Source organism: Enterococcus sp. 5H (assembly GCF_028128615.1).
Taxonomy (GTDB): Bacteria; Bacillota; Bacilli; order Lactobacillales; family Enterococcaceae; genus Enterococcus_L.
Map to the genome: position 1 here is coordinate 1 of NZ_AMDP01000047.1, position 18497 is coordinate 18497.

Below are 18497 nucleotides of genomic sequence, written 5' to 3' on the forward strand. Positions count from 1 at the left end.
AAGGTAATCAACCAGCTGTAGAAATGAAAGAGATCATAACTCAATTAATGCTACACAAGCACTATAAGCTGTATAAGCAGCAACGAGAGCCAAAACCAATCTATGGTTGTCGGGAAGACAAACAAATACTAATTTTATAATGGAAGGAATGCTGCATGCTTAGGTGTATGTAGTTTTTTTTTGGATAGGGACTTTTTTGTCTAAAAAAAGTATAAAATTGCTTATTTTACTAAATTATTATTTTAAAATCAAAAATTTTTTTAATTAAAACGTTAAAATAGATATATATTATTTTTTGTAATATATATCTATTGATTTGAGGAGCGAATTCTGTTAATGTGTTTTTGTAAGTGTTCTACTTTTAAAGGAGGTGAGGTTTTAATAAGGAATACCAATAATGTTAAACGCAACTGAAAAAGGGGCCATCGGATGATTCAAAAAAGGGCCAAAAAATTATTTTAGCCAATTCTTTGTATCTTCTACACGAAAAGATGGACCACTGAGATCCAATACATGGGCCCGGTGGGCCAAACGGTCCACCATAGCTGCGGTAAGCATTGGACCTCTTCCCAACGATCAAATGACAGATTCGTTGTAATAATCATAGAACCAGCGGTTGTTCTATTGGAAAGAAGATTAAATAGTATTTCACTACCAACTTGATCAAATGAAACATAGCCTAATTCATCTAAGATAACTAAATCGTATTTGCCAAACCGACGTTTATAAAAATTTAGTTGATTGGCACTCATAGATTCTTTTAATTCAATAACTAGATTAGGAATATTGGTAAATAAAACACTTTTACCTGAAAGACAGGCCTCCATTCCAAGGACAGTCGCTAAATGTGTTTTTCCAACGCCTGGATTCCCTATTAGAATAAGATTCTCTTTTTGTTCAATAAAACGCAATGTTTTCAGTTCTTTGATTTTCTTCTTCAATTTGGTTTCTAAATGACTATCCATATAATCGTCAAAAGTAACTTTACTTGGTAATTTTGATTGCCGTATCAATGTTTGGATTCGATTATTTTGTCGTTGCTCAAGTTCTACTGTCAATACTTGAGTGATAAATTCTTCATAACTTTGATCAAGATCAATTACTTGTTGAATCAAAGTTGAATAGTTTCTTTTTAAATAAGGAAGTTTTAGTTGTTTCGCGTATGTTTCAATCATTTATTTGTCACCTTTCTCACTTGATGGATCACATTGTATTCTTGTACTTGGTTTTTTGCTTCATTTACTGCACGACTTGGTGGCGTTTTAAAGACCATTTGGTCTTTTATCGCTTCGACTCGTTGGTCGATTTCGAGGGTATATTTATTAGGTTTTCTATTCTCAGATTGATAAGTAGGAGGAACAGTTAAGGCCTCTTTTCTCAGAGTATCTGCTGGATCATTTTCTAAGTCTCGTTGAGCAGCTTGATATTGTCTCCAATAACGACCAATCGTTTTTCGATTTGGCTCCAATTCTTTTGCGACAGATCGTTGAGAACGTCCACCTTCTAATAAGACGTATGATGGTACATTTATCCATAAATTTTATCACTCCAGGACCTCCAATAAGTAAATGTGGTCCCTTTTTCAACCATCGCACCTATAAGAAGTGGCCCCTTTTTAAATTAGCATAAACAAGTAAAATGGATATGTTTATTTTTAAGGTAACTCATAAACTTTTCAATGATGTATTTGATATTAATTAGTAAAAAAATAGAAGTACCTTAAAGGGATTTCGGTTCCAAAGTTATAGAATGAGCCAAAATCAGGAAGTGAATATTATGATTATTTTCATAAGGCTAGTTTAATAATTTTTTTTATTCTTAATTTACTGTGTCAGAACCTTACATTGTAGCATTTAGAGATTAATTACTAAGTCTAGTGGTAATAAGTCAAGATAAAATTTCAAAATATTTTTATTGATTACCAATTTTTAAAACGCACTGAACTAAATCCGACCAAAATCAGATTTTTTTCGGGCCAGTTCCAAGGATTGTGTCAATAACAAACTGTTATTTATCTATCACGCTCCTTGGTGGCGCATAGAGTTGGTGGTTGCGTAGTAGCGTATCCACCAGACGCGTAAATTTTCTTGCAGTTAAGACGAGGGCTCGCTTGTGTTGATGCTTCGGAGTTTCCTTATATTTTTTTGAGTAGAACTCTTGAAATTCGGGTAAATATCGTCTGACTGAGTTGGCAGCTTCAACTAAGTAATAACGAAAATACCTATTTCCTTGTTTCGTTAAAGGGGTATTCTCCGATTGATAATTCCCAGACTGTTTAATTTTCCAGCTTAATCCAGCATATTTCGCTAGTTTGGTCTGATCCTCAAATCTTTCGATTTGACCGATTTCGGCAATCATGCCAGCGGCATAGACTTTTCCTACATCAGGGATGCTCGTTAAGCACTGATATTCAGGAAGAACAACGACCAGTTGTTCAATCGCTTTATCCAAGTCCTTAATACTTGATTCTAGTGCGCGGATTTCATGAACTAGAACACTTAGGACAATATCAATGGATTCTTGAGCAATGTCTCCTAGGCGATAGGACATCGTAATAGCACGTTGGACTGCTTTAGCTAATGCCTCCGGGTTTTTAAACTGTCCCTTGCCTTTTTCTTGAAGTAAAGTGACGAAATACTGTAAAGACATTTCAGCTAGTTCGTCCAAGCTGTAGTCGTCTGTCATTAAAGACATAATGGATGAGCTGAAAACAGATGTCGTCCCATCCAGTTCTTTTAACTCACGTGTTAAGGTATTGCATTTATACGTGAGGTTTTCTAAGAAGTGTTGTTTGTTCTAACCAACTGTTTGACTAGCTGATAACGAGTACGTGTTAATCGTTGAAGAGCCATATACTTTTCCTCTTTGATTGGAGAAGTAGTAAATCGTTGGATTCTTAAAAAATCAGCAATATGGAACGCATCGTTGCGATCCGTTTTATCCTCGTCAAACATGCGACTAAACTGCTTAATACGAAAAGGATTCTCAATGGTTACTAACGTATTTAACGCTTGTAAGTCTTTATCTTGATTAAAAAACATGGCTGGGTGAAAGCTGTACATGGAAGTTGACTCCATACCGATAATCACTTGATGAAAGCCATAGGCTTCTTGAAAATCAATCACTTTTTCTTTGACAGTGGTCGCACCATCAATATCGTTGCCCAAAGTGATTTCTTCAAGAATAGTCAAATTATCATCATCTGATAAAAAGCAAACATCTAATTTCTCAGAGCTAACGTCTAAACCAACAAATAGATTCATGGAAGGACCTCCCTTCATAGTGTATTTGGAAAATTGCTTCGATACTGTGGGATTTCCCAGAAGCTCATTGTGTAACCACAACCTCGCCTAAGAGAATACGATGACTACTTTTTGGAAGCTGACTTCTGGTCTACTATCCAGAAGCCCAAAGCGCAATCGAAACAGCTAGTGTGTTGGTAGTGATAACAATGGCTCGGGCAACAGACTTATCAACGTAGACAAAGCTACAGGAGGGAGTAGCAGATTCCCGATGGATCCTTTCCATACATCCATTGTATCTGAGAAATTCAACAATATCGAAACATATTCCGTAAGGAATATTGTTATATTTACAAAATCATTTATTTATTAATTTGAGAGACGATTTGTCTTTCTAAAACTTATTTTACGAGGAGGAAAACATGATGAAAAAAGCAATTGCTATTTTTTTGATATTTATAGGGAGTCTATTTTTATTGTTAGCTGATATAAAGGTAGGTCAAGCGACAGAATTAAATTATTCCGAGAAAAATTCTGCTAAACAAGGATTACTTGGGTACTATTTTTACAAAGACTTTTCACCAGCATTTATTCAAGAAAATTCAAATTTAGAAGATCGATTAGTAGTTGAACCCTCTAAATGGGGCCAAAATGAAAAGGGAATATATGCAGCTAGATGGATTGGACAAATATCTATAAAAAAAGAAGATAGCTATATATTTTCTACTACAGATAATAAAAATATACAGATAATCGTTGATGGAAAGAATGTTGTTGATAATGGAGTGAGCAAACCTATTGACTTGAAAACTAAAATATATGAAATAGAAATTAACTATGTTTCTCAAGAAGAGAATGCTGCTCTAAATTTAGGATTTTTATTCAAAAATGCAAATAATGATGAGATAAAGGATATTGATATTTTAAGACCAGAGTTTGAATCGAAACAGAGAGAGTCCACCTTTGTTTCTAATGATGTAACTTCGCATCAGAGTAGAGGAAACATTAATTTTAGAAACGATTGGTTGGATACTGACGATGATGGAATTTTTGACTCTTGGGAAATCAATGGATATACCGTAATCAATCGTGTTGTCAGACCTTGGGAGGAGTCTTTTGCAGCTCAGGGATATGTGAAATATATTTCTAATCCGAATCATGCTCATACAGCACGTGATCCATATACTGATCTTGAAAAAGTTTTGGGTGATGTAGATGAGGGGATGAGTGTGGAAGCTAGAGATCCCTTAGTAGCAGCAATTCCATCGATTTCTGTTGGGATGGAGAGAATAATTTTGTCAAGAAACATTCATGAAAATAATGAGCTTAATAAATCAGAGTCAAGAAATGTTAACTCCAGTACAACTACATCTAATACGTATGGTATAGACCTGAATGCTACGGTTTCATTTTGGCCATCTGCATCTGTGACAGGTCATTTTTCACATACGAATTCTCAAACAGTGGATTTTGGTCAGTCAAATGGATCTTCATGGGGATCAAGTATTGGACTTAACAGAGGAGAAACGGCTAACTTAAATGCAAATATTCGTTATTATAATACAGGAACAGGAGTTATTTATAATTTGAGGCCTACAGTAAACATGGTGCTTAATAATGCAACTATAGCAACTATTAACCCCCAAGAGAATCAATCAGCGGATTATTTAGGTCCGGATGAATCCTATCCAAATAGAAACTTACATGGTATAGGCCTCAATACTTTAGATCAATTTTCATCGCGTTTAATCCCACTTAATTTTGATCAAGTACAAAACTTGGATTCGGGTAGACCTCTCAGTTTAGAAACTACACAGTTCAATGGACGATATGTTAAGAGAAATGCTACAGGTGGGAATATAATAGGCGGTGAATGGTCATTGTTTATTCCTCAAATTCGTAGAACAACTACAGGAATTACTCTAGACTTAGCTGGTGGAGAAGCAGTTGAAAGACGAATTGCTGCTAAAAATGCTTCAGATGCTAACGATCGGACACCAGAGTTAACTTTAAGAGAAGCAGTAAAAAAAAGTTTTTCTGCAGAAATAAATAGTGAAAATAAAATGTTTTACTATCATAGAAGAACGAGACAAACGATCCTATTAGAACCAGAGGATATTTATTTGGTTTTAGATGCCGAAACAAAATCAGAATTTGAGCGCCAAATGAAAAATCAAAATTTGTCATCAGCCTATGATGTCATTATAAGACCAGGAATGAATATTCACTTGACTAGTATTAAAACAAATAGCCAAATTCAAAACGTTTTTAAAAACTATACTTTAATTAGTGATAAAACGTCAACTAGCCATGATTTTTTGAGTCAAGTTAATTTTAATGACGCTAAATCTGTTGATCAAAATTACGTCATAGAATATGAAATTACTGCAGTAGCTAACGGTCGACTCCAAACGATAAAAATTGACGCCCAAAGGGCTAGAAATGCAGATCACATTCGTCCTATAAGTGATCAAATGAAGGAGGCTATCCAATTGGATTTATCTGTATTCGGTTTATGGCCGAATAATGCAAATTTTAGCGTAGTAACCCATAGAGATCTAGGAAGTGTACTAGTCGTTGATAAGAACTCACCAGTCACTTTAACTGCTATTACAAGATTCAACCACAGGATTACAATACTGTCTGAATAATCAAAATATAAATAAATTTTAGATTAATGAAAGTAGGGTGTAAATATGTCGAAAAAAAAAAATCTAATAACCATCATAGCTTTCATAGCTCTTTCAGCAGTATACCCTCTAAAAGTTCACGCGATAAATGATTTTATCAGTGGAGACAATGATGAAAATATAGATAGGGTTATTGAAATATTTGAACCTTTTAGAGATGTGTTAGACGATCGTCAAGAAGCATTTTTAATTACTTTTGAACAAACAATTGAAAATGAACGTACGATGAATAATATGCTGAGATTAACAGGTGGTGATTTCAGCTTGATTCCAAGAGGTGCGAGTATAGAAAGCCAAATTAGAATGGAAAGATTCGCTGACGAATTAAAATTAATGGATGCCCTTTTTTTACTAAGAGAGTCGCGGAACCATACTGGTTTCTATTTGTATTCATTGGTTTCGTCGAATGATTTTTATATTCCTGAGGCGTACTATTATAAAGTAAACAATCCAAATATTCTAGATAATACAAAAGTAGAACATTTACGAGAATTTTATAGGTATGGATTTTTGTCAGATTTTTTAATAGGAAGTGCTACAGGGAATGAGCCACAAGTAAATGGACAATTTAAGGTGAGAATAAAAGTTCCTGAACGAACCCCGTTGGTTCAGGTCAATAATGCAATAGATAACCTTATAATAAATAGGAATATGGGGCTAGAAATAGAAAGTATACGGAGAATTACTGATCGCGGTAGGGAAGTTCTACGAGTAGAAGCAAACTTGATTTCAAAAGAAGAAGTGGACAAAAAAATTCAAAAAGTAAAGAATAATATTGACACAATAGTTGCTGATAAAATAGGTGATAAATATAAACTGATAGCGTTTGATCTATCTGGTAAAGGAGCCTCCCTTATTTCTGAGCAAGCTGAGCAAATGGTAAGTAGATTTATTGATGTAATACCCTTACCAATATTAAAGGAGGGAATATCATTTATGGGTGAAAAAGGAGCAAACATTGTTCTTACAGATAAGAAGTTAGGCTATGTAAGAGAGGCATTACCTGTAGATATTCTTCCATCACAAGAAGAGAAAGTATTTAACGAAGCTAATAGATCCGCTGGAAGATACAATCCTTATAAAAGAACTATAGTGATCAATGGTCATGCTAGAGGAATCGTAGGTAATCACATGGATCCTGAACGACTGCTCCATGAATTTGGGCACGTAGTTGATAATATGCGTGGACAAGGGTACAGTGATGATAATCTTTCGAACTCTGCAGAGTTTAAAGTTATTTTTAATGAAGAAAGGGATAAACTCACGGAATATGGGAAGACGAATATTCAAGAATTTTTTGCGGAAGCATTTAGACTCACCTATTCAACAAACTTACAAAAAAGAGAGCATATTAAAGAAAGTGCTCCCAAAAGTTATGAATTTATAACGAAAATTCGATAGGGCTAATTCAATTTTGTTGTAGAATATCTTAAAAAAGAATAGTCAAGGGACAGTAGAAAATAGTTATATTATCTGTTTTGTCACATACGTTAAACTTTTAGAAAAAATACGGACACAAGTCAACAGAAAGGGCAGGAAATGAAGTTATACAAGAAAATATTTATAAGTGTAGTTATTATCTTGACTGGATTATTTATTAGTTCAATTTCTACTCAAGCAGCTCCAGTTCAGCAACCTGATTTTAGAGATGATAGAATAGCAGCGGAAGAATGGGCTCATTCAAATTATAGCGATTGGAGAAATAAACTGTCAGCTACTGAAATAAATGCAATAAACACTTTGAATGAATCTGACCCTAGTACTAATATCAACGTTAACCGAGAGTTGGAAATGCTTGGGGGGAATTTAAATAACAGACCGACGGATGCCAGTATACCCACAAAAAGATACAAGGATGTGGTTTCAAACATAGACAAGGCAATAAATAGAGTTGGAACTAGGCTTGATGATTCATTAGTTGTCTATCGTAACGATTCAACATACGATATTATAGGTATGTATGATCATGAGATAAAAAATACTGACGGAAGTATTAACCGAGAGTTTATCAGCAAATTGAAGGAGAGCTGGAAAAATGGTCTGAGCAGAAGTTTCATGAAAGTGGATATTGCAGAAGACTCAAGAAAAAGTGAAGGTATCATTCATTGGCGAATATCGCTGCCAAAAGGAACAAAAACTGGACATATAAATGGGAATGAAATATTTTTAGAAAGAGATGTAGGAGTTCTTATAACAGATATTCGGATCATTACTAGACGAGGGTCTGAAGCCATCAGGGTGGAAGCAAGACTTGTTCCAAAAGAGCATGTTATTAATCAGCAACAAAATGTTTTAGAAAATCTAAATAAAGATATTAACAGAATCTTAGGATTGAGTAGTGGAACACAATTTTTGAATTTTGAATTGCACAGCCTAGGTAGCTCCACAGTATCAAATAATGTGAGAGAATTATTAAGAGATTTTTCTACACAAATTCATAATACTGTAATTGAAAAAACTATAAAGTTTCTAAAGAAAGGTGGGGGGCATTTGGTTTTTACAGATATACCGTTAACGTCTATACCCAAAGTATATTTCCCACAACCACCGAAAGAGAGTGTTCTTAGTTTGTATAGAGAAGCAACAGGGGTTACTAACAAGTACAATAAGACAATATTTATAAATAGTTTAGAAAGTTTTTTTGTAGGATCTAATAAGATAAAGACAAATGATCTAGTACATGAATTTGGTCATGCTTTCGACTTGTATATAGGAATGTATGAATTAGGTATAAAGGATTCATTAATATCAGATTCTGAAGAATTTAAAAACATATTCAAAGAAGAGAGTCCTAAGTTGGCAAATATGTATGCAAGGACAAACCAAAACGAGTTTTTTGCGGAAGTGTTTAGGATGATCAATTCAGATAGAGCTGACTATAAAGAGAGCTTGTTGACTAAAGCACCAAGAGCATTCGATTTCATTAAAAAGCGAATAGATAGGACTATAGATCAATAAGCGTGTTCTAGATTTTTATTTTGATTTAAGTAGTACGATTATTTCTAGAAATAACAGAGTAGATTAGAGTCAATAGGTGAGACAGTTTTTGCGAGAGATTTTTTACTTTAAGTAGTCAGTAGATTTTGCTCAAATTTATTAGGTGACAAATACGATGGTTCTGTTGCAAAGTTATAAATAAGAAAAACCAACACTTTTCACTAGGTCATTTTAAGCAATTATTCCCATTAGTTGCTTGAGTTCATCGCATACTGAAAAGTCGAAGAGATTTCTTCGACTTTTTTTGTATAAAGCATGGACTGTCTCCATCCCTTTAATTGTTGCTGAAGCGGTCCTCATGGACCGGTATAATTTATTTCTTTTCTTGATGGGTCGATGATCTTGTTCAATGATATTATTCATATATTTACTGGTTCGATGAGTGGTAGAAATGAAATAACCTTCTGATTTGAGCTGTTTAAACGCACAAGAGAGCGATGGCGCCTTATCTGTAACAAGAACCCTGGGTTCACCAAATTGCTTAACTAGTCGTTTGAAAAAAGCGTAGGCTGCTTGACTGTCGCGTTTCTTACGTAACCAAATGTCGAGTGTCAGCCCAGAAGAATCAATGGCACGATATAAATAGTGCCATTTGCCCTTCACTTTAATATAGGTTTCATCCATTCGCCAAGAGTCACTTGCCATGCGATTCCGCTTTTTCCAAAGGCAGTACGCGATTTGACTATATTCTTGAACCCATCGATAGACAGTTGTGTGGCAGACTTCAATTCCGCGTTCACGAAGGATTTCTGAAACATCTCGGTAACTTAAGTTGTACCGTAAATAGTAGCCTACGGCTACCATGATAATGTCTTGTTTGAATTGTTTGCCTTTAAAATGGGTCATAGCTGTTCCTCTTTGATTCCGTTTCTTTCCATTTTACACTATCTGGATCTTTTAGAAAAACTTTGCAACAGGACCCTAATTTCTTTGAAAAAGAAAGTTCATAATCACTGTTAGTGATCATGGACTACTAAAAAGTGATGTGCATTTGTTTTTGATGAAAAATATTTCCAACTAGAATTTTCTTTTCTTGCTCATTAATTCGGTAAAATATTGCGTAATTTGTTCCTATTAGTATTCTATAGGTGGGAACTTTAAAATTGTAAAGTGATGCTACATTTTCGTGCATTTTTGGAAAGACTGCGGTTAACTCGATGGATTTGTGAATGGATTGAATGAAAGTTGATATTTTTTCATCTGTAAAAAAATACTCTTCAGACCACTCTCGTATACATTCTCTTAGACTAAGTCGGAAACTTTCTGAATATGCTATTGAAAAATTACTCATAACTTATTTTCCCCATCCATAACGTCCAAATTCTTCTATCATTTCAGCTTCTGTTACAATATTACCATCCTCAAATTCTTTAAAACCCTCTTCAATTAATTTACGGTCATACTTTTTTTGCGCTTCAGATAAATCTAGTTGAATAATAGACCCTTTTTTTTGATAAATTAGAGCCTCTCCTTCTGTGATACCACTATCTTTAGGAAGAATTATACCTAAAGAATTTCCAATTTTTCGCACTTTTATTTTTTGCATAGGAAACACATCCTTTCTGAATCCATTATAACATAGTTATAACTTCGTTGGCTTGTTTCTATTCTCTATTTTGTAAATTGATATAAAAAATACGCTGATCCTGTATCAGAATCGGCGTATGATTGATTCCAAACATAGGGGCTAAGTATGTTTTAACTTCAGTGTATAGTTCCAAAAAAAATAAGTGTCAAAAACGTTGATTAAGTAGAATATTTTGTTACTTTATTCTTCGTAGTTCTGCATAAAATAAAGGAATTTTCACTTAAAATACTCGTTAGTAGAAAATATTCGATGTATTTTAATAATAAAATGATCTGGATCTAGGCCTCATCGTCGCACAGAGGGCAAAAATCCCTTTAAGGTTTATTTTCCCCGTTTTTGTTGTTATTTTATCCCTCTAAGAGTTTTTTATATGTATAGCGTGGTCCCATAAACGATCGTTTATGGTGCTTTTAATAATTTAGTAAATTTGCAACATAAATACTGTAAAAGTAAGAACCATAACTCATTCCCATAATCTAACGGCCGATATAATTTGTACTAAACGTTTATGGTACTATTAACGAAAAATATTGGAGGGATTATGAATGATTTTTGGTTACGCACGTGTAAGTATAAATGATCAGAATCTAGATATGCAAATTGATGCTCTAAAAAACGCACAAACAGATAAAATTTTTAAAGAAAAGATTACTGGAACAAAGAAAGAACGTCCTGAATTGGCAGAACTTTTAAAAGTAATCAGGCCTGGCGATACTATTATTATTTATAAATTGGATAGGATTTCACGCTCAACAAAACATCTGATTGAGCTAACAGAACTTTTTGAAAAGAAAGAGGTCAATTTTATATCAATTCAAGACAATATAGATACCTCTACTAGTGTTGGAAAATTCTTTTTCAGAACAATGGCCAATTTAGCAGAGCTTGAGAGAGATATAATTGTTGAAAGGACTCAGGCTGGGCTAGCAGCTGCCAGAGCTAGAGGAAGACATGGCGGACGTCCTTTCAAGGATCCATCGAAAGTTGAAACTGCTCTAAAAATGTATTCTTCAAAAGAATATACTATTAAACAGATAACTGAAGCAACAGGGCTAAGTAAAACAACCCTTTATCGCTATGTTGATAAAGGAGAACAATAATTTATGGTAACAAAAGCTCAAGGATTACTCACAAAAGCTCAAAGAAATGACTTACTTTCAATAAAAAAATTAGGGAATGAAGAATTTAAATCCTATTTTAGTTTCTCTGCAGAAGATATCGAGTTGATCAATAAACATAGAGGAGAAGCTAATCGTATGGGATTTGGTGTTCAATTGTGTCTCGCTCGATACCCTGGAATAGCTTTGTCTGATAGTCTGGATATTCCTGAAGATTTTCTTAAGTATGTGGGGGCACAACTTGGGATATCGATAATTGAGTTTGAGAATTATGGAAAAGGTAAAAATACTCTACTCAATCATTTGACTGAAATTTGTACATATTACAATTATCAGGAATGTACTTGGTCAAATTTATCCTATCTTAAAAAGATATTAGAAGACACTGTTAAAGAAAATTTTGACGAATTATACCTTATACAATCAGCCGTCCAAGAGTTTCGAAAGCAAAGAATTTTGTTGCCTGATATTATTGAAATTGAGCGTATTGTTATTTCGGTTAGAACAGCTAATGAACTAGAATTATACCAAAAAATCTCAGATATATTGTCTGATACACAAAAAGAGAAGCTAGAACAATTATTAGTTATAGGTTTAGAAAGTAAACGTTCTAAACTAGCTTGGTTGAAGACACTGAGCGGAAAATCCACCAAAGAGGCTGCTTTAGATGTTTGTTATCGTATACAAACGATAACAGCTATAAAACTTAATCAAGAGGCATTATCCTTTGTTCATGAAAATAGACTAGGCCAACTTGCACGTGTTGCAGAACGTTATAAAACATATGATTATATCCGTTTTGACGAAAATAAGCGATATGCTCTGTTAACTACATTCCTTATAAAATATCAACAAGTGTTAATAGACCATTTGATTAATATACACACGCGTATTCTAATGACAATTAAGCGTTCTGGACAAAATGCAGCTAAAGAGCTCCATCGTTCTACCGGAGAACAGGCAAATGAGTTGTTGAAACATTATGCTGAGGTTATTGAAATAATAAAATCTTCACGAAATACTGGTGAAGATTTATTTTTAAAACTAGATCAAATGTTAACATGGGAAAATTTACTCATTGAAGCTGAACAAGCAAAACAACTAGTTAAACCTAAAAGGTTTAGTTATATGGATTTAATTAAGAAAAAAGCAGTGTATCTTCGAGGATACGTACCTACAATGATTGAAACATTAGAGTTGAAATCTAATAAGCAAAATGACTCACTTATAAATGCATTAAATCATTTAATCGTTATGAAAGAGGAAAATAAGCGTAAGATTTCGGCAGATATATCTCTTGATTTTGTAAAGAAAAAATGGAAACCATTAGTTCTAGACAACGAAGGGCAAATTGATCGTTCCTTTTTCGAATTAACTGCTGCAACTGAATTAACAGAATGCTTAAGGTCGGGAGAAATTTTTGAGACTAACAGCATTATGTACCGCGATTTAAACGATTACCTTGTCAATAAAACAAGCATGCATGGGTCACTGACTATTCCAAATACATTTGAAGAATACATCACTACACGATCAGCTGTTTTGGATGAAAAGCTGCGCACTTACAGTAAACTGACCCAGTCGTTTGATCGTATCTCCATAACAAAACGTGATAAAAATACTCCTGAAGAAGCTGATTTTTATAAACGAGAACTATATAAATTGCTGCCTGGCATTGATTTGGCTGATCTTCTCATAGAAGTGAATAGTTGGACTGGTTTTATGAATGAGTTTGTTCACGAAGGAACTGGAAAAATACCAGATGAAAATGAACTAGAGGTTCTTTTTGCCACATTATTGGCTATGGGTTTAAACATCAATTTAGGTAGAATGACACGAACTACGCCAAATATCAACTTCCCGCAAATGGCAAATGCTAAACAATGGCGTATGTCACCTGAAGCCTTTCGAAGAGCTCAATCCATTCTCGTCAATGCGCAAATAGACACTCCTTTGTCAAAAATATGGGGTGACGGAACAAGATCTTCTTCTGATGGTCTGCGTATTCAAGTAGGTGTGTCTTCTGTCCATGCAGATATAAATCCCCATTATGGGACAGAACGAGGAGCCACCATTTATCGACATACTGCAGATAAATATGTTTCCCATTTTGTAGAAATAATAGCGACCAATCAGCGTGAAGCTGCTAGTGCTATTGATGGAGCTATTGGGCACAATACAGAGTTAGAGTTAGAAGAACATTTTACAGATAGTAATGCCTATACCGATACGGCCTTTGCTATCTTTCATTTACTTGGGTTCAAATTTCAGCCTAGAATTCGTAATATAGGTTCTATGCAGCTTTTCTCAATAAAACCAATTTCAGAATATAAAAAGTTACAAAGTCTATTAACACGAACCATTCGAAGAAAAGATATTCAAGAGTATTATGAAGAAATTAAGCAAATAGTTTATTCCATTCAAACTGGTAAAACAACAGCAAAAGTTATCTTAAACCGATTGGGATCCTATGCTGGAAAAAATAAGGTTGTTCAAGCCTTAAATGAACTTGGAAAAATTGAAAAAACAATTTTTCTCTTGGAATATGCTATTGATGAGGATCTAAGAAGGAAGATTACACGCATGTTGAATAGAGGTGAGCTAATTAACGATCTAGCACGAGAACTTTTTTCAGGACAACATGGTAAATTTATGGAGCGAGATATAGAAAAACAACTTCAAAGTGCTAGCGCTTTAAATATAATCATTAATGCTATAAGCCTATGGAATACGGTATATCTTCAAAAAGCTTATGATCATTATGTTAAAGAACAACCAAAAATTGAAAAATATATGCTTTACACTTCCCCAATTATATGGAATCATATTAATCTTCTTGGAGAGTACAAAATTGACTTGTTATCTAAACCCAACAAGTTAAGAAACTTAAACACAGAAAATTATTTAGACTAAAACGTTGATAGATCAGGGTAAAAATCTCTTACAGGGATTTTTACCCTCTTTGCGGCGATGAGGCCAAGCTCAACTAGAGATATTCAAATATATTGAAACCTATTACAACACAAAACGACTACACTAGGCTTTTAGTTATCAATCGCCTAAGGACTTTGAGAAGCAATATCCTTAAATGCTCTTAACTGAGTGTCCAATTTTTCTTGACAAGTTCAATTGAAAAGGTAATCTACGTACAACTTTTTTGGGGGGCACCTCATATTGTCCCACTTTCTACAAGAATTAGAATTTGATCAATCTTTTAAGATTGAGTAAGCAAAATAAAATTAAGTTTCATAAGATTTGAAAACGAAATTTTTTAATAATCTCATAAACCATACTCATATGACCGAATTTAAAATGCTGTTTTTGTTCATAAGAGTTGCCCAAAGTATTTTTCTATCCAAATTGACGTTATCCCTAAAACATTGATTTAACGAATTTTTCAAAAAAATGTAAGAAATTATAACGTAAAGTTTCATATGACTGATACGTGAACAAAAAAAATCGTTTGTTTTAGATCACATTTTAATTTAAAAAACATTTTTTTTACACCAGTTGCAATATTATTAGTATTATACTGCATCTTATAATAAGTTATAATTGTTTTTGTAAGCGCATTCAAAAGTTGCAAAAAATTTTAGGAGGAAAAAATTATGAGTAAAAAATTGGCTTTTAGCTCTTTACTTTTGGGATTATCATTATTTAGCTCATTCTATTTATCAGAAGAAGCGATAGCAACAAATATTTCTGAATCTGAGAACAACAATTCGATAGTTTCTAGTTTAAAAAAGGATCAAAGGGATGATAATATTCGAATTCAATTTAGAAATGAGCTTATCGACCTCTCAAATAATCTTAATCAGAATGCATTTTTGAATGGTGATATTGGTGCTACTGAGGTGTTTCCATTTCCTAATACAACTATTGCGGACATAAGACATTCACCTTTTGCTAGGGTAAATGATGATATGGTTTTACAAAATGGAAATACTCTTGCGGCACATAATGCACTTCTCACTAACATGACAGATATCGATCTTGTTATGAGTACTGCAAGTTTCACCTACACCCAGTCAGATAGAGTTACAACCACAACAACTCACGCAACAGGAGTTTCGATGACTACAAATGCAGAAATGAATTTTCCTTTTATTAATGGTGGAATGTCCATGACAGTAGGGTATGACTTTAGTCATACCAATTCAGTTGAATCAACGGTAGAGAAAGTGTGGGCGGTTCCTTCACAGACTATTCCAGTTCCAGCAGGTCGTAGTTTTAACGTTAGTTGGGTATTGGAGACAGGAGTTGCTACAGGTACTACTAATCTTACAAGTTCAGTAAGTGCTCTCGTACCGTACAAAAGGCTGGGATCTAATGGACCTTTGCTTCCGATGGAAACAGGTGCAGCTGTTTTTGAATATGATAGACTAATAGCAGCTTTGCCAGGTACTCAGTTCAGATGGTCTCATCGTGATAACTGGGAACCCTTTAATGACGAGACAGCTTTACGTAAATGGGGAACTGCTAGATATAGGGCTCAATTTGGAACGAAGCTAAGAATGTTAGTCACTGATGCGAATAGCCCTAGGTCTTCCCCAGTCGTAATACAGGAAATTCTAATGGATGTAACTCCGAAAGTTGTTGAATAAGTAGCTATAAGGTATCCATCATCAGTCTCATAAGCTATACCCTTGTGAACATTTCCTACAAAAATAAGATACCAGTTTAAGGTATCTTATTTTACTCTCATTTTATTTAAATTAGAAAAGATTAATTGTTACTTTGATTAAATACTATCTAGTTTCTCACTGTTTTTCGCAAAACTTTCTTTTGCTTTATCCCCTTAGGTATGTTTTTGGGTATGGTTTATGAGACTTTTAAAAGTTTCGTTTTCAAATCTTACGAAACTTAATTTTATTTTGCTTACTCAATCTTAAAAGCTGGCTACTTTTTATGGAACACTGTATTTAGTTAGAAATATATTCGGATTTATGTTAAATATAGATGTCTGTTGTGTAATTGTTGACAGAATATGGTGTTTTAGACTTTCAAGCATAGACTACTTGAAGTCTTCAGGTAAATGTAGATTTGAGTTAATTCAATAATTATTAATCTTTCTTGAATTAACATAATTGATAAGTTAAGAACTAGTAATATAGATCTGTTCACTTGAATTTCTCCTTTCATAAACTAGTCAATAACATTTTTGCGTTTTGATCATAGAGTGAAAAGTGAGAATGTAAAAAACTATGTTACTAATCCTAAAAGAATTTATGGACGTAGTTTTTTTCCTTTTATTTATTATGTATATTCTTTTGAGAAATGCATTTTAGAGTTTTTGTATCTATCAGATTTGGGAATAAATCATATGCTAGATATACTGATTTTATGTTGCGATTTGTAAATTATAGCCTGGATTTAGCTGACTAGTACGCATGTAGTAGTCTTTTATTCGCATAAAAGTGGCATCTGTATCTGTTTTGGAAAAGCTATTTCGTTCTTGAAAAAGTCGGTTGTAGGTTTCATATTTTTATTTTCTTGGTAGTTAATCTGCTTGGGTTTTTCACAGATATTTTCTATATGTTCTTCTTTTTCTCTTTAATTGGATTTGTTTTACTTTTTACTTTTTTGTACCTCTGTTTTATGAAGTTCAGAATCTAAATGATTCGCAGCTTTCTTCCAGTTGACCACTTGTTAATCCGAAGGGTGGTTCTCCTCTTTCAAAAAAGGCAAGACCTTCTCTTCGAAAAGTACTGGATGGAACGTCTCAGATTTTTCATCCAGTAGTCGCTTATAACGAGTGGTTGCTTTACGCCAAACAAAGCTAAACTTATTAGCATCGGCTTTGATTTTTATACCATCAATAAGAATGGATTCATTATCGATAGCTCGCTTGGTAATTACTTGTCGACGAAATAAGGCAAAGGCTTCTGCTAAGAGGTGAGAGGCTGTTTCATGACTTCTAAACCGATTGATGGTTCGATAGCTGACTTGTTCATGGTTAGCTAACTAACGGAAACAGGAGCTGTCATTTAACAGAAATTTAGTTTCCCGATCAGAAAAGGCACGTAGGATATCAACATATAGAATAATCTTTAGCATCATCTTAGGCTGGTCGTTCTAATTGTTCTTCTAATACATGAAAGATGCTTCGACTAAGGCATTGATCGAAAAAGCAATATCTATTTCTGGAATATATTGTTCCAATGTTAATTGCAAAATCGTTTGTTCGATAGTATACTTTTTAAAAATAAAGCATACTCTTTTTTGAATGGATTTAGTCACTTTGATCTTATAGGGTTGTGTGCTTTTTGTTTACTCTAAAAATAAAAAAAAGTGGGACAATAATCAATTTTTCTTCTGATTATTGTCCCACTCTCGGTTTATTGAGTCGATTTTTTGAGCTCTTTATTTATTATCAATACAAATATGTTTATTAAAATATATAATATATATTCATATTTTATTCAAAAAAGTTTTTTTTTTACCTATTTTTGATAAATGCTAACAAGTGATTAGTGTTATTATTATTATGTTATATATATTTTATCAAAGGAGAGATTTTATGAAAAATAGAATTACTGTATTTATCAGTTTATTTTCATTCAATAATCGTAGTTAATGAGCACGGACATTATAATAGCGCATATTTTAGATTGCTTTTAGAATTTAAACAGATGTTAGTATCAAATCTTAGACAACTTTTCGTAGAGACAAAAATAAATTAAACTTATCTACGAGAGGATGAATTTTATGATCCGATACGAAGAAAATTTCAAACAGATGATTGTTGAACTGAATCAAACTGGACGTTCTGTTCGAGGGTTGGCGAAAGAATATGGCTTATCCGAAACAATCATTTACAAATGGAAGAATTTATATTTACCTAATCAGTCCACAGGACTGA

11 protein-coding genes and 3 pseudogenes are annotated in these 18497 nt (G+C 33.6%); 7 read left to right on the plus strand and 7 right to left on the minus strand.

Going from position 1 to position 18497, the window contains the following annotated elements:
* Positions 1 to 453: 453 nt before the first annotated feature.
* The 3 genes and pseudogenes from istB to C240_RS13535 all read right to left on the minus strand — a co-directional run bounded on the left by istB (position 454) and on the right by C240_RS13535 (position 3263).
* Positions 454 to 1175: pseudogene (gene istB / locus C240_RS13525) on the minus strand (IS21-like element helper ATPase IstB).
* A complete protein-coding gene (locus C240_RS13530) occupies positions 1172 to 1468 on the minus strand; it encodes a hypothetical protein (RefSeq protein WP_271496991.1) in 297 nt (98 codons plus the stop codon). The pseudogene istB and the gene C240_RS13530 overlap by 4 nt, the downstream one beginning before the upstream one ends.
* Positions 1469 to 2007: 539 nt before the next feature.
* Positions 2008 to 3263: pseudogene (locus C240_RS13535) on the minus strand (IS110 family transposase).
* A 404-nt stretch (positions 3264 to 3667) separates the two neighbouring features.
* Between C240_RS13535 and C240_RS13540 the strand changes: the two are divergent.
* The 3 genes from C240_RS13540 (at position 3668) to C240_RS13550 (ending at position 8890) form a co-directional block, all read left to right on the plus strand.
* The gene (locus C240_RS13540) at positions 3668 to 5893 is read left to right on the plus strand and encodes a binary toxin-like calcium binding domain-containing protein (protein WP_271496992.1); all 2226 of its coding nucleotides are present in this window, start codon (positions 3668 to 3670) and stop codon (positions 5891 to 5893) included.
* A gap of 45 nt (positions 5894 to 5938) precedes the next feature.
* A complete protein-coding gene (locus C240_RS13545; RefSeq protein ID WP_271496993.1) occupies positions 5939 to 7333 on the plus strand; it encodes an anthrax toxin lethal factor-related metalloendopeptidase in 1395 nt (464 codons plus the stop codon).
* A 138-nt stretch (positions 7334 to 7471) separates the two neighbouring features.
* Positions 7472 to 8890, plus strand: coding sequence for an anthrax toxin lethal factor-related metalloendopeptidase (locus tag C240_RS13550; RefSeq protein ID WP_271496994.1), 1419 nt, complete (start codon positions 7472 to 7474; stop codon positions 8888 to 8890).
* A 210-nt stretch (positions 8891 to 9100) separates the two neighbouring features.
* On the opposite strand, the gene C240_RS13555 is transcribed toward C240_RS13550, so the two are convergent.
* From C240_RS13555 to C240_RS13565, 3 genes are all read right to left on the minus strand, one after another.
* Positions 9101 to 9775: an IS6 family transposase gene (locus C240_RS13555; RefSeq protein ID WP_271496995.1), complete on the minus strand. Its 675-nt coding sequence runs from the start codon at positions 9773 to 9775 to the stop codon at positions 9101 to 9103.
* Between the two features lie 127 nt (positions 9776 to 9902).
* Entirely contained in the window at positions 9903 to 10220 is a 318-nt protein-coding gene (locus tag C240_RS13560; protein WP_271496996.1) for a type II toxin-antitoxin system RelE/ParE family toxin, read from the minus strand.
* A 3-nt stretch (positions 10221 to 10223) separates the two neighbouring features.
* Positions 10224 to 10475 (minus strand): AbrB/MazE/SpoVT family DNA-binding domain-containing protein, encoded by a 252-nt coding sequence (locus tag C240_RS13565; protein ID WP_271496997.1) that lies wholly within the window; start codon positions 10473 to 10475, stop codon positions 10224 to 10226.
* A gap of 587 nt (positions 10476 to 11062) precedes the next feature.
* On the opposite strand from C240_RS13565, the gene C240_RS13570 reads away from it, so the two are divergent.
* The 3 genes from C240_RS13570 (at position 11063) to C240_RS13580 (ending at position 16239) form a co-directional block, all read left to right on the plus strand.
* The gene (locus C240_RS13570) at positions 11063 to 11617 is read left to right on the plus strand and encodes a recombinase family protein (RefSeq protein ID WP_271496998.1); all 555 of its coding nucleotides are present in this window, start codon (positions 11063 to 11065) and stop codon (positions 11615 to 11617) included.
* 3 nt (positions 11618 to 11620) lie between these two features.
* Entirely contained in the window at positions 11621 to 14548 is a 2928-nt protein-coding gene (locus tag C240_RS13575) for a Tn3 family transposase (protein ID WP_271496999.1), read from the plus strand.
* Positions 14549 to 15243: 695 nt separating this feature from the next.
* Positions 15244 to 16239 (plus strand): ETX/MTX2 family pore-forming toxin, encoded by a 996-nt coding sequence (locus tag C240_RS13580; protein ID WP_271497000.1) that lies wholly within the window; start codon positions 15244 to 15246, stop codon positions 16237 to 16239.
* 681 nt (positions 16240 to 16920) lie between these two features.
* Here the strand turns inward: C240_RS13580 and C240_RS16405 are convergent.
* Positions 16921 to 17842: pseudogene (locus C240_RS16405) on the minus strand (transposase); the annotation flags it as partial.
* A 501-nt stretch (positions 17843 to 18343) separates the two neighbouring features.
* On the opposite strand from C240_RS16405, the gene C240_RS16410 reads away from it, so the two are divergent.
* Positions 18344 to 18497: transposase (locus tag C240_RS16410; protein WP_442896599.1), on the plus strand; the 154-nt coding region annotated here is incomplete at its 3' end.

Excerpts from the sequence above, each read along its gene's own strand:
- C240_RS13540 (WP_271496992.1), top strand. The coding sequence starts at position 3,668 with ATGAAAAAAGCAATTGCTATTTTTTTGATATTTATAGGGAGTCTATTT.
- C240_RS13545 (WP_271496993.1), top strand. The coding sequence starts at position 5,939 with ATGTCGAAAAAAAAAAATCTAATAACCATCATAGCTTTCATAGCTCTT.
- C240_RS13550 (WP_271496994.1), top strand. The coding sequence starts at position 7,472 with ATGAAGTTATACAAGAAAATATTTATAAGTGTAGTTATTATCTTGACT.
- C240_RS13555 (WP_271496995.1), bottom strand. The coding sequence starts at position 9,775 with ATGACCCATTTTAAAGGCAAACAATTCAAACAAGACATTATCATGGTA.
- C240_RS13560 (WP_271496996.1), bottom strand. The coding sequence starts at position 10,220 with ATGAGTAATTTTTCAATAGCATATTCAGAAAGTTTCCGACTTAGTCTA.
- C240_RS13565 (WP_271496997.1), bottom strand. The coding sequence starts at position 10,475 with ATGCAAAAAATAAAAGTGCGAAAAATTGGAAATTCTTTAGGTATAATT.
- C240_RS13570 (WP_271496998.1), top strand. The coding sequence starts at position 11,063 with ATGATTTTTGGTTACGCACGTGTAAGTATAAATGATCAGAATCTAGAT.
- C240_RS13575 (WP_271496999.1), top strand. The coding sequence starts at position 11,621 with ATGGTAACAAAAGCTCAAGGATTACTCACAAAAGCTCAAAGAAATGAC.
- C240_RS13580 (WP_271497000.1), top strand. The coding sequence starts at position 15,244 with ATGAGTAAAAAATTGGCTTTTAGCTCTTTACTTTTGGGATTATCATTA.